General features: G+C 67.9%; 11 protein-coding genes and 1 pseudogene. 6 read left to right on the forward strand and 6 right to left on the reverse strand.

Features of this window, described 5'->3' with window-relative positions:
* Nucleotides 1-55: 55 nt before the first annotated feature.
* Both ACWDSI_RS02105 and ACWDSI_RS02110 read right to left on the reverse strand, forming a co-directional pair.
* Nucleotides 56-1,279 (reverse strand): acetyl-CoA C-acetyltransferase, encoded by a 1,224-nt coding sequence (locus ACWDSI_RS02105; RefSeq protein WP_449755516.1) that lies wholly within the window; start codon nt 1,277-1,279, stop codon nt 56-58.
* Nucleotides 1,280-1,348: 69 nt separating this feature from the next.
* A complete protein-coding gene (locus ACWDSI_RS02110; protein WP_449748528.1) occupies nt 1,349-2,275 on the reverse strand; it encodes an SGNH/GDSL hydrolase family protein in 927 nt (308 codons plus the stop codon).
* Between the two features lie 61 nt (nt 2,276-2,336).
* On the opposite strand from ACWDSI_RS02110, the gene ACWDSI_RS02115 reads away from it, so the two are divergent.
* The 3 genes from ACWDSI_RS02115 to ilvA are packed head-to-tail and all read left to right on the forward strand — an operon-like array spanning nt 2,337 to nt 6,149.
* Nucleotides 2,337-3,737 carry a cystathionine beta-synthase gene (locus tag ACWDSI_RS02115; RefSeq protein ID WP_449748527.1) on the forward strand — a complete coding sequence of 467 codons (1,401 nt, stop codon included), beginning with the start codon at nt 2,337-2,339 and terminating at the stop codon, nt 3,735-3,737.
* 21 nt (nt 3,738-3,758) lie between these two features.
* Nucleotides 3,759-4,931: a cystathionine gamma-synthase gene (locus ACWDSI_RS02120; protein WP_449748526.1), complete on the forward strand. Its 1,173-nt coding sequence runs from the start codon at nt 3,759-3,761 to the stop codon at nt 4,929-4,931.
* Between the two features lie 21 nt (nt 4,932-4,952).
* The gene (gene ilvA, locus ACWDSI_RS02125) at nt 4,953-6,149 is read left to right on the forward strand and encodes a threonine ammonia-lyase (protein ID WP_449755517.1); all 1,197 of its coding nucleotides are present in this window, start codon (nt 4,953-4,955) and stop codon (nt 6,147-6,149) included.
* 24 nt (nt 6,150-6,173) lie between these two features.
* On the opposite strand, the gene ACWDSI_RS02130 is transcribed toward ilvA, so the two are convergent.
* The gene (locus tag ACWDSI_RS02130; RefSeq protein WP_449755518.1) at nt 6,174-6,689 is read right to left on the reverse strand and encodes an SRPBCC family protein; all 516 of its coding nucleotides are present in this window, start codon (nt 6,687-6,689) and stop codon (nt 6,174-6,176) included.
* An 80-nt stretch (nt 6,690-6,769) separates the two neighbouring features.
* On the opposite strand from ACWDSI_RS02130, the gene ACWDSI_RS02135 reads away from it, so the two are divergent.
* Nucleotides 6,770-10,102 carry a BTAD domain-containing putative transcriptional regulator gene (locus ACWDSI_RS02135; RefSeq protein WP_449755519.1) on the forward strand — a complete coding sequence of 1,111 codons (3,333 nt, stop codon included), beginning with the start codon at nt 6,770-6,772 and terminating at the stop codon, nt 10,100-10,102.
* Nucleotides 10,103-10,120: 18 nt separating this feature from the next.
* On the opposite strand, the gene ACWDSI_RS02140 is transcribed toward ACWDSI_RS02135, so the two are convergent.
* Nucleotides 10,121-10,963, reverse strand: a complete 843-nt coding sequence (locus tag ACWDSI_RS02140) for an ABC transporter permease (RefSeq protein ID WP_449748522.1) — start codon at nt 10,961-10,963, stop codon at nt 10,121-10,123.
* Nucleotides 10,960-12,030, reverse strand: coding sequence for an ATP-binding cassette domain-containing protein (locus tag ACWDSI_RS02145; protein WP_449755520.1), 1,071 nt, complete (start codon nt 12,028-12,030; stop codon nt 10,960-10,962). Before ACWDSI_RS02145 ends, ACWDSI_RS02140 begins: the two co-directional genes overlap by 4 nt.
* A gap of 117 nt (nt 12,031-12,147) precedes the next feature.
* Here ACWDSI_RS02145 and ACWDSI_RS02150 point away from each other — a divergent pair, with 117 nt between their 5' ends.
* On the forward strand, nt 12,148-13,002 hold the full coding sequence (locus tag ACWDSI_RS02150) for a hypothetical protein (RefSeq protein WP_449755521.1): 855 nt from the start codon (nt 12,148-12,150) through the stop codon (nt 13,000-13,002).
* Here the strand turns inward: ACWDSI_RS02150 and ACWDSI_RS02155 are convergent.
* Nucleotides 12,935-13,261, reverse strand: coding sequence for a hypothetical protein (locus tag ACWDSI_RS02155; RefSeq protein WP_449755522.1), 327 nt, complete (start codon nt 13,259-13,261; stop codon nt 12,935-12,937). The two genes, ACWDSI_RS02150 and ACWDSI_RS02155, sit on opposite strands and share 68 nt — an antisense overlap.
* Nucleotides 13,262-13,695: 434 nt before the next feature.
* On the opposite strand from ACWDSI_RS02155, the pseudogene ACWDSI_RS02160 reads away from it, so the two are divergent.
* Nucleotides 13,696-14,673: pseudogene (locus ACWDSI_RS02160) on the forward strand (hypothetical protein); the annotation flags it as partial.

The following is a 14,673-nucleotide window of genomic DNA, read 5'->3' on the forward strand; positions in this document are numbered from 1 at the left end:
CACTCCGATGACGAGTGCGGGGGCCTCGGTTTGTCTGAGGTGTCCCTCGGCGGTTTCAGCTGAGGCGCTCGAGCACCATCGCCATGCCCTGACCGCCGCCGACGCACATCGTCTCGATGCCGAACGTCTTGTCGTGGGTCTGCAGGTTGTTGAGCAGCGTGGTGGTGATGCGCGCGCCGGTCATCCCGAACGGATGGCCCAGGGCGATGGCCCCGCCGGACACGTTCAGCTTGTCGTGGTCGATGCCGAGTACGTCGGCCGAACCGAGCACCTGCACCGCGAACGCCTCGTTGATCTCCACCAGGTCGATGTCGGAGATCGACATGCCGGCGATCCGCAGCACCTTGCGCACCGCCTCGATCGGCCCGAGGCCCATGATCTCCGGCGACAGGCCGGTGGCCGCGGTGGCCACCACGCGGGCCAGCGGGGTCAGGCCCAGTTCGGCGGCCTTGGTGTCACTCATGATGAGTACCGCGGCGGCACCGTCGTTGAGGGGGCACGCGTTACCCGCGGTGATCGTCCCGTCGGGCCGGAACACCGGCTTGAGCTGCGACACCTTCTCGTAGGTGGTGCCCGCGCGCGGGCCGTCGTCGGCGGTCACCAGGGTGCCGTCGGGCAGCGCCACCGGATCGATCTCGCGCTCGAAGAACCCGGCCTTGATCGCGTCCTCGGCCCGATTCTGGCTGCGCACACCCCAGCGGTCCTGGTCTTCACGGGAGATACCCGTGAAGCTTGCGACGTTCTCGGCGGTCTGACCCATCGCGATGTACACATCGGGGAGCAGTCCGTCCTCGCGCGGATCGTGCCACGCGGGTGCCCCACCCTCCGATGCGCGCTCGGTGCGGGCGATCGCCTCGTCGAAGACCGGGTTCTTGGAGTTCGGGGCGCCGTCGGCGCCGCCGGAGATCCCGAAACTCGACACGCTCTCCACGCCGCCGGAGATGAACACGTCTCCCTCGCCGGCCTTGATGGCGTGCAGCGCCATGCGGGTGGTCTGCAACGACGACGAGCAGTAGCGGTTCACCGTGACGCCGGGAATGTGGTCGAGGCCGAGTTCCACCGCCAGCACGCGGCCGATGTTGTAGCCGCCCTGCCCGCCGGGCTGGCCGATGCCCCAGTGGATGTCCTCGATGTCGGCGGGGTCGAGTTCGGGCACCTTGGCCAGCAGTGCGGCGGCCATCTGGCGGGACAGTTCGTCGGGACGAACGTCCTTGAGGGATCCCTTTCCGGCGCGGCCGATGGGGGAGCGGGCATGGGCGACGATGACGGCTTCAGGCATGTGGATCACGTTACTGCACCGGTGACGAGCGGTGATCGTCACAGTCGGATCGTCACCGCAGTCCGATCGTCACAGTCCGACCAGCGGTGCACCCCATCGACGCAGCCGGTTGACGAGCCGATCCTGTTCCACTGCCTCCGACACCTCGGGCGGCTCCGGTAGCGGCCCCGGACCCCACTCGCCGATCGCGGCGAGCACTTCGGGGGTGAGGATGGCGGCGGCGAGTTCGTAGCCGGCGGCCGACGGGTGGAAATTGTCGGCCGACAACATGTGCTCGGGCCGGGTCCTGAACTCTTCGGCCAGCAGATCGGCCATCGGGACGGCGCGCCCGCCCGCGGCACGCACTGCTCCTCGCTGGGCGGCTGCGAGTTGCAGTCCCCACCGCCTGATGACGCTGCGCAGCGGCTGCGGGATCGCGGTCACCACCCCCAGGTCGGGGCAGGTGCCCACCACCACCTGGGCGTCGATCTCGCGCAGCCGGCGCACTGCGGCACCCAGACGCTGCGCCGACGCCCGGATCCCGTTCTGCGCGGTCACGTCGTTGGCGCCGATGAGGATCACCGCCACATCCGGGCGTTCACCGGCGATGAGCATCGCGTCGATCTGCGCGGCCAGCCCCTTCGACGTGGCCCCGACGATGGCCTTGTTGCTGAAGCGGATCGAGCGTCCCGTCTCGGCCACCACCCGCCGGGTGACCCGCACCCCGGGTGTGTCCTCGGCGGAATCCACGCCGAGCCCGGCGGCGGTGGAGTCGCCGAACACCGTCAGATGCAGGTCGGCGCGGTCACCACGGGACACACGCACCGGTCCGCGACCGTCCGGTAGGTACAGGCCGTCGCCGTTGGGGGCGTTGTCGGTGCGGTGTGGGATGACGGTGCGCGCCTTCTGCGCCTGCCACGTCAGAACGTTGTAGGCCGCCCAGGTGGCACCTGCGCCGGCGGCCGTCGCCGTGGCTGCCGTTCCCACATCGCGGAGGGCGCGACGCGATTCGGACACGACGTCAGCTTAGTCGGAACTCGGATGTGACCTGTTTCCGACGCTCTGGGACCATGGACGCATGCGCATCGCCAATCATGTCGTCGATCTGGTGGGCAACACCCCCCTGGTCAAGCTGAACTCGGTGACCTCGCCCGGCTCCGGTCTGGTGGCCGCCAAGGTGGAGTACCTGAATCCGGGTGGCAGCAGCAAGGATCGCATCGCGGTGCGGATGGTCGATGCCGCCGAGCAGTCGGGGGAATTGCGGCCGGGCGGCACCATCGTCGAGCCCACCTCCGGTAACACCGGGGTGGGCCTGGCGCTGGTGGCGCAACAACGCGGATACAAGTGCGTGTTCGTGTGCCCGGACAAGGTGGGCGAGGACAAGCGCAATGTGCTGCGCGCCTACGGCGCCGAGGTGGTGGTGTGCCCCACCGCCGTGCCGCCCGAGCATCCCGACAGCTACTACAGCGTCTCCGACCGTCTGGTCCGTGAGATCGACGGTGCCTGGAAACCCAACCAGTACGCCAACCCCGCGGGACCGCAGAGCCATTACGAGACCACCGGCCCGGAGATCTGGAACGACACCGACGGCAAGGTGACCCATTTCGTCGCGGGCGTCGGCACCGGCGGCACCATCACCGGCACCGGCCGCTACCTCAAGGAGGTGTCCGACGGCCGCGTCAAGGTGGTGGGCGTCGATCCGGAGGGCTCGGTGTATTCCGGCGGCACCGGTCGGCCGTATCTGGTGGAGGGCGTGGGCGAGGATTTCTGGCCCGAGGCCTACGACCCCACCGTGCCCGACGAGATCATCGCGGTCTCCGACGCCGACTCGTTCGACATGACCCGGAGGCTGGCCCGGGAGGAGGGTCTCCTCGTCGGCGGCTCGTGCGGTATGGCGGTGGTGGCGGCGCTGCAGGTGGCGCAGCGTGAGGGACCCGACTCCCTGGTGGTGGTGCTGTTGCCCGACGGTGGGCGCGGCTACATGGCCAAGATCTTCAACGACGAATGGATGAGCAGCTACGGGTTCCTGCGCACCCCGCTCGACGGGTCGCGGGCCGAGCCGCTGGTGGGCGATGTGTTGCGGGGCAAGAGCGGCGGCCTGCCCGACCTGGTGCACACCCATCCGTCGGAGACCCTGCGCGACGCCATCGAGATCCTGCGGGAGTACGAGGTGTCGCAGATGCCGGTGGTGGGCGCCGAACCGCCGGTCATGGCCGGCGAGGTGGCCGGCGCGGTCACCGAACGCGATCTGCTCAGCGCGGTGTTCGAGGGCCGCGCCAGCCTCGCCGACCCGGTGTCGGCGCACATGGGAGAACCGTTCCCGCTCATCGGATCCGGTGAGCCCGTGTCGGCGGCCACCAAGGCGCTCTCGGAGAGCGACGCCCTGATGGTGGTCGAGGACGGCAAACCGATCGGCGTCATCACCCGCCACGATCTGTTGGCTTTCGTCAGCACCCACCCGACCATCACTGCGGGCTGAACCGCCCAGCGAGGAGTGCACGTGACCGATCAGCAGCCGCGCAGCCGATACGTCCGGCCCCGCGGATTCTCCACCGACGCCATCCACGCCGGATACGATCCCGATCCGCGCACCGGGGCGGTGAACGTCCCGATCTACGCCAGCTCCACCTTCGCCCAGGACGGCGTCGGCAATCTGCGCGACGGTTTCGAGTACGCCCGTACCGGAAATCCGACACGACGGGTACTCGAGGCCAACGTCGCCGCGATCGAGGGCGGCACGTACGGTCGCGGCTTTGCCTCCGGTATGGCCGCCACCGACACCATGCTGCGCGCGGCCCTGCGCCCGGGTGATCACCTGGTGATCCCGAACGATGCCTACGGCGGCACCTTCCGGCTCATCGACAAGGTGTTCACCCAGTGGGGCATCACCTATTCGGTGGCGCCGGTGACCGATGTCGACGCGGTGCGCGCGGCCATCACCCCGCAGACCAAGCTGGTGTGGGTGGAGACGCCCACCAACCCGCTGCTCAATGTCGGCGACATCGAGGCGCTGGCGGCCGTGGCCCACGATGCCGGGGCAAAGCTCGTGGTGGACAACACCTTTGCCACTCCCTACCTGCAGCGGCCGCTGCAATTGGGTGCCGATGTGGTGCTGCACTCCACCACCAAGTACCTGGGCGGGCACTCCGACGTGGTCGGCGGCGCGCTGGTGTGCAACGACGAGGAACTCGACGCGGCTCTGGCCTTCCTTCAGAACGGTTCCGGCGCGGTGCCCGGTCCCTTCGACGCGTATCTCACGATGCGGGGCATCAAGACCCTCGCGGTGCGGATGGACCGGCACTGCGACAACGCCGAGAAGGTCGCCGACTATCTCTCCGGACACGCCAAGATCGACCGCGTGCTCTACCCGGGTCTGCCGCTGCATCCGGGTCACGAGGTGGCCGGCAAGCAGATGAAGCGCTTCGGCGGCATGGTGTCGGTGCTGGTGAGCGGCGGGATCGAGGACGCCAAGAAGTTCTGCGCACGCACCGAGGTGTTCACCCTCGCGGAGTCGCTCGGCGGGGTGGAGTCGCTGATCGAGCATCCGGGCGCGATGACGCACGCCTCCACGGCGGGTTCGTTGCTGGAGGTGCCCGAGAACCTGGTGCGGCTCTCGGTCGGCATCGAAGACGTCGACGACATCCTCGCCGACCTCGAGCAGGCACTGCAGTAGCTCCGGCCGTACCTTGATCGCATGCTGATCACCCCATCGGAGATCGACGACGCCGTCGTCGCCCTGGCACCGGTGATCCGCCGCACGCCGATGGTGGCCTCCCGGGTGCTGTCGGAACGCTGCGGGTCTCAGGTGTGGCTCAAGTGCGAGAACCTGCAGCGCACCGGCTCGTTCAAACCGCGCGGCGCCTACCTGCGGATCTCGCGGCTCACCGAGGGTGAGCGGGCCAACGGTGTGGTGGCGGCCAGCGCGGGCAATCACGCTCAAGGAGTGGCATGGTCGGCGAGTTCGCTGGGCATCACCTCGCGGGTGTACATGCCGGTGGGGGCGGCACTACCGAAGATCGCAGCGACGCGTGCCTACGGCGCCGAGGTGGTGCTCGAGGGTGAGACGATCGACGAATCGCTGGTGTCGGCGCGGGCCTACGCCGAGCGCACCGGCGCGGTCCTGATCCATCCGTTCGACCACGTCGACATCGTGACGGGCCAGGCGACCGTCGGCGTCGAGATCCTCGAGCAGATGCCCGATGTCGGGTCGATCATCGTGCCGCTCGGGGGCGGCGGATTGCTGGCGGGTGTGGCGGCAGCGGTCACACAGCGCCGCCCCGACGTACGGATCATCGGGGTGCAGGCCGAGCAGGCCGCCGCGTGGCCGCAGTCGCTGCGCGAGGGGTCGCCGATCAAGGCGGCCCGGATGAGCACCATGGCCGACGGCATCGCGGTGGCCCTGCCCGGCGAGGTGCCGTTCGCCCATGTCCGCGAACTCGTCGACGACGTGGTGACGGTCTCCGAGGAGGAGCTCGCCACGTCGTTGCTGCTGATGCTCGAACGCGCCAAGCTGCTGGTGGAGCCCGCCGGTGCGGCGGGTGTGGCGGCGCTGATGAACCGTGATCTCGCGCTGCGGGGTCCGGTGTGCGTCATCGCCTCCGGCGGCAACATCGACCCGTTGGTCCTCTCCCAGCTGACCACCGCCGGCCTCACCGCGTCGGGCCGCTTCCTCACCGTGACCGCGATCATCCCCGACCGCCCGGGCGGCCTGATCTCGCTGCTGGAGTTGCTGCGTGAGCAGGGGGCGAGCGTGGTCGACGTGGTGCATTCGCGGGTGGCCGAGGGCCTCGCACTCGGTGAGGTGCAGGTGACGGTCAGCGCCGAAACCCGCGGGGCCGATCATCAGCGTGCGGTGCGGGCCGCGCTCGCGCAGGCAGGCTTCCTGCGCTGAACCGTACGACGGCGAGCGAGGCGCTCAGAGCTGCGGTCGCAGGGTGGCGAAGTACCGAACGGTGTCGGTCTCGACGGTCTTGAACACCGACGCCGAGGTGGGCGCGGAGAACAGGGCGACGGCCTTCGCCGACGTGGCGAGTTCGAGTCCGAACCGCCAGACGAGTCGGCAGCCGACGTCGGCCGGTGTCACCTCGGTGAGCTCACCGAACCGCCGGATACCGGGAACGGTCGCGGTGACAGCATGAAAAGCGTTGCGGTAGTGGTGTTCTGACGGCTCCTCCACCCAGTCGAAAAAGTACTCGGTGAGCGTCACCCCCGGACCCAGCCCGGCGCGTCGGGTGGTGCCCACCCCGTAGGGCTGCGGTGACGTGAACTCGATCGACCGGATGGCCCGGCACCAGTTCAGGGTGTGCTGGCGGGTGAGTTCCGCCCAGGCGCGCTCGGGGGACACCGGCAGATGCACGTCGATGACATAGCCGGTGGGCGCGGCGTCGAAGAAATCGAGGTCGACGGGGTCGAGTTCATAGCTGCGGGCCATGACCCACATTCATACACCGTGCGGCGGCGTTGCAGGCGCGCTCGGCGATAGGTGCTCGCTGGTGGCGCTAACCTTGCACAGTGTCCGCCCCCGACGATCACACACTGATCGGCCTGCTCGGCCCGGTCGAGATCGGTGCGCTCTCGCCCGACGAGGGCCGCGACGACGCTGCCGCGATGCCGCCGTCGATGCGACCGGTCCCGGGTGTGCGGGCCAAGCGACTGCTGGCGGCGCTGGCGCTGGCCGACGGGCGCACCCTGTCGGCCGAACGCCTCATCGACGACGTATGGGGAGCCGACCCGCCGCGCTCGCCGGGGGCCGCGCTGCACACCCAGATCTCCCGGTTGCGGCAGACCCTCGGGCACGGCTCGGTGGAGGCGTCGGGAAACGGCTACCGCCTGGTCGGTTGCCGCACGGACCTCGAGATCGTCGAGAAGCTGCTCTCGCGCGGCACCGAAGCCGATCTGCGGGCCGCGCAACAGTGGTGGCGCGGGACTCCCGGCGACGACCTGGGTGACGACCGACCCGGCGGGCTGGTGAGCGAACTCCGTGCGCGCGCGGCGCGACTCGGCGAGCAAATCGAACGCGGCCGACTCCCGATCGCACTGGCCGCGGGCGACTTCGCGACCGCCCGCCAGATTGCCGAGAAGTATTGCCGGGCAGACCCTCTCGATGAGGTCGCGCACCTCGACCTGATGCGGGCACTGGCCGGTGAAGGACGCATCGCCGCCGCGTTGGCGGTGTACACGCGGTTGCGGCGCCGGCTGTCGACCGAACTCGGCGTGGACCCGGGACGGCAGGTGTCGGACTTCTACCTCCGCCTGCTCGACGAGAGTGATTCGGCCGACCGCCCCGATGCCGCGGCGCCCCCGCCCGGTCACGACGCCACCGGCGCGGCCCGGCGGCGGGCACGCACCACCGGTCTGCTGGTGGAGACCACCGAACTCGTCGGCCGCGACGACGACATCGCCGCCATCCGTGGGCTTCTCGACCGGCAGCGGCTGGTCACCATCCAGGGGCCCGGTGGTGTCGGCAAGACACGGGTGGCCAACCGTGTCGGCGCCGAACTCGCCGGCGACGGCGCCACGGTGTTCTATGTGCCGCTCGCCCCGATCCGCAATGACGACGACGTGGTGCCGGCGATCGCCGGTGCGCTCGGCGTCGGTGACACCGATATCGGCGGTTCCGGCCGTCCCCGGCTGGCCGTCGGCGACCTCGAGGATCGCCTCGTCGATGCCCTGCGCGGCCGTCGTGCCGTGGTCATCCTCGACAACTGCGAGCAGGTGATCGGCCGCTGCGCGCGCGTCGTCGCCGACCTGCTGGCCGCCGACCCGCAGGTGTGTGTGGTGGTGACGAGCCGGGCGCCGCTGATGCTGGGCGCCGAACAGATCTATCTGTTGCCGCCGTTGGATATCGCCGCCGGCGGCCCCGCGGTCGAACTGTTCGGCGCCCGCGCGCGGGCGGTTCGCCCCGACGTGCGGTTGCCCGCGGATGCGGTGGCCGATCTGTGCCGTCACCTCGACGGACTACCACTGGCGATCGAGCTGGCCGCCGCCCGCACCCGGACGATGACCGTCGACGAGATCGGTGCGCTTCTGGCCGAACGCTTTTCACTGCTGCGGGCCGCCGACCCCACCGCACCCGACCGGCATCGGACGCTGTATGCGGTGATCGAGTGGAGTTGGGAACTGCTGGACCCGGGGGCGCAGGACGCGCTGCGGCGGCTCAGCCGGTTCCCGGCCGGATTCACCACCGACGCCGCGTCGGTGGTGTTGGGGGAGAACGGTATTGCGTTGCTCGACGTTCTCGACGCGCTGGTCAACCAGTCATTGCTGACGGTGGCCGAGAGCGGCGGCCAGATGCGCTACCGGATGCTCGAAACGGTTCGCGAGTTCGCCGACAGCAAACTCTCCGACGCCGGATCCGCCGGCATCGACCGTGAGATGGCCCGGTGGGCGCGCGGCTTCTGCACCGACCTGCAAGCCGCCTACGAGCGACATGTGCCCGACAGTGTGCTGCTCGAATCGCTTGCGCGAGAGGTGGAGAACCTGTTGTGGGTGCTACGCCGTGCGCATGCGTCGCAGTACAGTCCGCGGCTGCGTCGCTATGACGAACTTCCCGAGGTCGATGCCGAGATGGTCGACACCATCGTCGGCGTGTATCCGATGCTGAGTGCGTTGTGGTCGGTCCGCGGACTGCACGTTGAGGTGCTGACCTGGGGTGAGCGTGTCCTGCGGGTGCTGCCGGCGCCGCCGCGGGCCCCCGATGACGCCGAACGGCATCGATGGCAGGCCGCGGTGCTCTGGGGGACGTCGCACATGATGATGCGCAAGGTGGGGCGCGCCGTCGGCGTGGCTCGGCTCGCGTTGCGCCGGCTGCACCGGCCCGACGAGACGTACGCCGACACCATGGAGCTGCTGAGCGCTATGGTGCTCAGTCGCACTGCGCTCGGCGCGGTCCGGCACGTGGTGCGTGCCACCCGTTCACCACACGACGACGTCGCCCGCGCGGGTACCGGGCTGCGTATGGGCCTGCGCGAGAACCTCGGACACCTCGACGGTGCGCTGGCCGACGGTCTACGACTGCACGAGATGACCCGTGACCGCACCGACCAGTGGTTCATCGCGATGAATGAGATGACGCTCGGCGGCATCCTCGGTCAGCAGGGACAGTGGGCACGGGCGCTACCGCACTACAGTGCCGCGGTGGCTGCCCTCGACCAGCTCGGGGCGGACGAGGATGAACTGCAGGCCCGGTGCTATCGGTCCGCGTCGTTGACCGCGCTCGGCAGAACCGTCGAGGCGGCAACCGAACTCGACATCGTGTGCGACGGCTGGACGCCGTCGCAACCCGACCCGCAGGGTAACCCGGAGATCATCGGCCTGACGATGGTGGCGCTGGCCGACCTCGAACTCGCCCGTGGTGCGCGGGATGTGGCCGAGGAGTTGTACTTTCGTGCCGGTGTGCTGCTGATCCGCGAACACCCGTTGGGGGCCCAGGACCCGGGACTGGTGATGCTGCTCTCGGTGGCGACCGTCGGTCTCTCGCTCGTCGGCGCCGAGGCGCGAGCGCGGGAGTTCGTGCCGCTGCTCGCCGACGGGGTACGGCAGACCTTCAGCGACTGGGGCTGGCGGGATCTGCCCCAGGTGGGCACGGCCGCGTTGGCGTTGGGTCACGTCTGGTGTACCGAGCCCGACACCCACCGCGATGGTCTTCGTTTTCTTGCGCTGGCCCGAAAGCTGTACGCCCGCCGCGACTATCGCACCCTCGATGAGGGGCTGCGGCGCAGCGAAGAGGTGTCGGGACTCGATTCCGCGGACTGGGAGCGGGCGTTGCATCGCGTTGTGGAAATGCCTCAACGCCAGGCGACCGACGAACTGCAGGCCGTCCTGGCGTCGAGAACTGTCGTCTGATCAGGAGTTGGTGTCTGATCAGGTGTTTCGCATGTAGGCGCGCACCGCCAGGGGCGCGAAGACCGCGATGATCACCGCCGCCCCGATCAGCGACCACACCACGTGTATGCCGGCGTGACCGTTGGCGGTGAGCTCGCGGACCGCGGTCACCAGATGGCTGACCGGATTGACATTGACGAAGGTTCGCAGCCAGCCCGGCATGGTGTCCGGCGGCACGAAGGCGTTCGACAGGAAGGTCAACGGAAACAGGACCAGCATCGAGATTCCCTGCACCGCCGAGGCTTTGCTCATCACGCAACCCATCAGCGCGAAGATCCAGGAGAGTGCGAAGCTGCACACGATCACCAGTGCCGCTGCGGCGACGGCGCCCAGCGGGTTGGGTCGCCAGCCCATGATGATGCCCATCACGATGGTCAGAGTGGCTGCGATCAGGTAGCGGATCATGTCGGCGAGCAGCGCACCGGCGAGCGGACTGATGCGTGCGATGGGCAGGGATTTGAACCTGTCGAAGACGCCCTTGTCCATGTCCTCACGGAGTTGGGTGCCGGTGACGATCGAGGTGGTGATGACCGTCTGCACCATGATGCCCGGGATGATCACCGGCAGATAGGCGTGCACGTTGCCGCTGATCGCGCCGCCGAAGATGTAGGTGAACATCACGGTGAAGATGATCGGTTGCAGCGTCACGTCGAAGAGCTGCTCGGGATTGTGCCGGATCTTCAGGATGCCGCGGTAGGCCATGGTGAACGACTGTGAGACGGTTTCGCGTAGCGTCACCGACCGTTTTGCCTGGGAGCGGACGTCGCGTGTGCTGATCGCTGTCGGCGACGCGGCGGTTGCGGGTGTCACTGTGGTGGTCATCGGGTTGCCTCGTCGGTGGTGTGGCTGTGGGTGGTGTGGTCGTCGGCGGTGGGGTGGTCGGCGGTGTCGTCGTCGGATTCGGCCGGTTTTCCGGTGAGGGTGAGGAACACCTCGTCCAGGCTGGGCTTCTGCACGTTGATCTCGTCGATGGCGATGCCGTTGTCACGCAACGTGATCAGCACGTCGGGCACGCGGTCGGGGTGATGGAGTGTGGCCGTCACACGTGCGGCTTCGGGGCTCAGCGTGACCTGTTCGCCGAGTACTGATTCGACGATCTCTGCCACTCGTGGTGTCAACGCATGGTCGACGGGGGTGAGTTGCAGGGTGCTCGCGCCCACCGAGCGTTTGAGCTCGTCGGCGGTGCCGTCGGCGATCACCCTGCCGTGGTCGATGACGGCGATGCGGTCGGCGAGCTGATCGGCCTCGTCGAGGTACTGGGTGGTGAGCAATACGGTGGCACCGCCGCGCACCAGCGCGCGGATGGTCTCCCACATCTGCGCACGCGTGCGGGGATCGAGGCCGGTGGTCGGTTCGTCCAGGAACAGCAGGGGAGGGGTGTCGATGAGGCTGGCCGCCAGATCGAGTCGCCGGCGCATGCCGCCGGAGAAGTTCTTGAGCGGGCGGTCGGCGGCTTCGGTGAGGGAGAACTCCTCGAGCAATTCGGCGGCGCGGGCCTTGGCGGCCGGCCGCGAGAACCCGAGAAGCCGCGCGAACACCACGAGATTCTGGGTTGCGGTGAGATCCTCGTCGACCGAGGCGTACTGCCCGGTGACGCCCACCAGCGAGCGCACGGCCACGGCGTCGCGCACGACGTCGAAGCCGAACACCGAGGCGGTCCCGGAGTCGGGCCGCAGCAGGGTCGCGAGCATGCTGACCGTGGTGGTCTTCCCGGCGCCATTGGGGCCGAGCACGCCGTAGACCGAGCCGGTCGGCACGGCCAGATCCACTCCGTTGACCGCGCGGGTCGATCCGAAATGCTTGACCAGCCCGTGCGCGTCGATGGCCAGGTCGCCGCGCGCCGAGGCCTGCGCCGACGCGGCCGGGCTGGTGGTGGTTGTGCTTGTCATGACACCACCATGCGCCTCGGCGCTGTCGTGTGCCTTACGCGCACTTTCGTCGGGTTGCGCGGGCAGGGCCTTCGGCGGCGATCACCGCACCTGCCGCACCCGTGCGATCATCACGGCGTGAGCCAACCGTTTCCCGGCCCTCCCGTCCCGCAGCAGGGCACGTCCCGCCCCCGGTTCCCCGACAACCTGCCGTGGTGGGTGCAGACCATCGTGAGTGCGCTGCTTCCCCTGCTGAGGCTCCCGTTCTATGCCGCGGCGTTCTCGATGGGCCGGCACAACGAGTGGGCCGCCTACGGGTCGTACCTCTTTGCCGACATCCTGTTTGTCGTTGTCTTGGCGATATGGGGTCGCGGGCTGATCCGACGCATCGTGTCGGTGGTGGTGGCACTGACGGTGTTGGGCACCCACTACGTGCTCGCCGCACCGCCCGTCCTGGACTGGGCCTATCAGCAGACCTTCGCGCGCGCCTGGTTCTACGGGACGGGTGCGCTGTTCTTGACGGGCTACATCGCCGCGTGGAGCGTTGCGCGCCGCCGGACGCCATGGGCGGCCGTATCGCTGATCGTGGTGATCCCTTACGTTTTCGGTGTCGAATGGTGGCTCCAGTACGGGAACCTGCAGATCGATGTCCGTCCGGTGTGGCTGTCGTGGTGGCTGATCGACACCCTGCTGATCGTGGGTGGCGTTCTCATCGTGTGGGCATTCGACGGACTCGGGTTGCTGCTGACGAAGTCGCGGCCGCCGCAGCCTCCGGCGGGTGTTGTGCCGCAGCCTCCGGCAGGTGTGCCGCAGCCTCCGGCAGGTGTTGTGCCGCAGCCTCCGGCGTGGGGCCAGCCGCCCGGTGGCGGGTATGCGCCCAACCCGCCCTACCCGGCCAACCCGCCCTATCCGCCCCGGCAGGGCGCTACGCCGCCGTGGCCGAACCAGCCGCCCGATGGCGGGCCGTGGGGAGATCGCTCGCGTAACGGATGACGGATGCGACGTGGCCGAGGCGGCGTTCGACGAGCACGATGGCCTCGGCGAGTTGTGCGGTGTCGTCGACGTCGGCAACCAGTGCCACCGTGTGACCGTTGTTGCGCAGCATGAACGGCATGATGTCGGAGTAGCGGCTGCTCACCACGGCCATGGGCCGGCCGGCAGCAAAGAGTGCACGCGCGTGGTCGGCGACGACCGGATCGTCGTCGATCACCACGAGCGGCACGTCGCGGGTGGTGTCGTGATGGAGTCTCATGGCGCTGACCTCCGGAATTGGCAGGCTGTTCTGGTTGATGTGTTCCAGAGTGAACTACCGGCATACGGACGATCTGGGCTGTGCCTGTGGATTCGCTGTGATCTGTTCGGGCCCAACACCGTCCGCACCCAAAGGACTCGCCGACCGTTTGAAAGACGAACGGGATCCGGCTGCCAAAGATCGAAGAATCGGTTCCTTCATTAGGCGACGCGGTGACTACGAATTGCGACACTGCGGGTCTGGTCCTTGTCCGGATGCACATACTCATCTCAGCAGCACCGATCGAACAATGTGCCGCATTCGAACCAGAAAGACAAGCGGCGATCCGTGGAAAAGGTTGGCAAAGGCCGCTGCAAAACGATGGGAGACCCACCATGGTCAACGACAAATCTCCGAAGTTTTTGAACCAGCCGCTCAACGTCAACGACAATGTCGTGAATCGTACCTACTCGGTCGAGCGGCTCGTAGAGCAGCCCGTCGAGAAGGTGATCGACAAGCCGGTGAAGGTCGAGCGCAAGGTCGAGCGGCTCGTGGTCGAGACCGTCGATCACGTCGTCGACAAGCCGGCGACGGTGAGCAGGCTCGTCGAGAAGCCCGTCGTGTCCGTGGTGGACAACGTGGTGGAAAAGAAGCACACGGTCGCGCGGCTGGTGGAGAAGCCCGTCGTCACGGTGCACGACGACATCGTCGACAAGCCCGTCTCGCTCAAACGAACCGTTGAGAAGCCGGTGGTCACGATTGTGGACAATGTGGTCGACAAGCCGGTCGAACTGCGTCGACTCGTGGAGAAGCCGGTGGTGAACATCGTCGACAACGTCGTCGATCGTCCCGCCGAGGTGCAGCGACTCGTCGAGAAGCTCGTCGTCAACGTCGTCGACAACGTCGTCGATCGTCCCGCCGAGGTGCAACGGCTCGTCGAGAAGTTGATCGTGGACATCAAAGATCGCGTCGAGGCGAAGCCGGTCACGATCGAACGTCTGGTGGAGAAGCCCGTCGTCAACGTCGTGGACAAGGTCGTGGAAGTCCCGGTGGAGAAGATCGTCGAGAAGGTGGTGGAGAAACCGGTCGAGAAGATCGTCGAGGTGATCGTCGAAAAGCCGGTCGAGAAGATCGTCGAGAAGATCATCGAAGTTCCGGTGGAGAAAATCGTCTACAAGACGGTGGAAAAACCGGTTGAGCGAATCGTTGAAGTCACGGTCGAAAAGCCGGTCGTCAAGGTCGTTGAGCGTCCCAAAGAAGTGATCGTGCAACGCATCGTCGACAAGCCGGTGGAAAAGGTGGTCGACAAGGTCATCGAGCACATCGAAGAGAGCCCGAATGTGATCGAGAAGGTGATCGAGAAGCCGGTTGATCACACCGTGCAGCGGGTGGTGGAGAAGCCCAATGTGATCGAGAAGGTGATTGAGAAGCCG

The sequence above is a fragment of the Gordonia sp. NPDC003429 genome (assembly GCF_053588575.1).

Bases quoted from the DNA above. Each gene is read 5' to 3' on its own strand.
- ACWDSI_RS02105 (WP_449755516.1), bottom strand. From the start codon at position 1,279: ATGCCTGAAGCCGTCATCGTCGCCCATGCCCGCTCCCCCATCGGCCGC.
- ACWDSI_RS02115 (WP_449748527.1), top strand. From the start codon at position 2,337: ATGCGCATCGCCAATCATGTCGTCGATCTGGTGGGCAACACCCCCCTG.
- ilvA (WP_449755517.1), top strand. From the start codon at position 4,953: ATGCTGATCACCCCATCGGAGATCGACGACGCCGTCGTCGCCCTGGCA.
- ACWDSI_RS02130 (WP_449755518.1), bottom strand. From the start codon at position 6,689: ATGGCCCGCAGCTATGAACTCGACCCCGTCGACCTCGATTTCTTCGAC.
- ACWDSI_RS02140 (WP_449748522.1), bottom strand. From the start codon at position 10,963: ATGACCACCACAGTGACACCCGCAACCGCCGCGTCGCCGACAGCGATC.
- ACWDSI_RS02145 (WP_449755520.1), bottom strand. From the start codon at position 12,030: ATGACAAGCACAACCACCACCAGCCCGGCCGCGTCGGCGCAGGCCTCG.
- ACWDSI_RS02155 (WP_449755522.1), bottom strand. From the start codon at position 13,261: ATGAGACTCCATCACGACACCACCCGCGACGTGCCGCTCGTGGTGATC.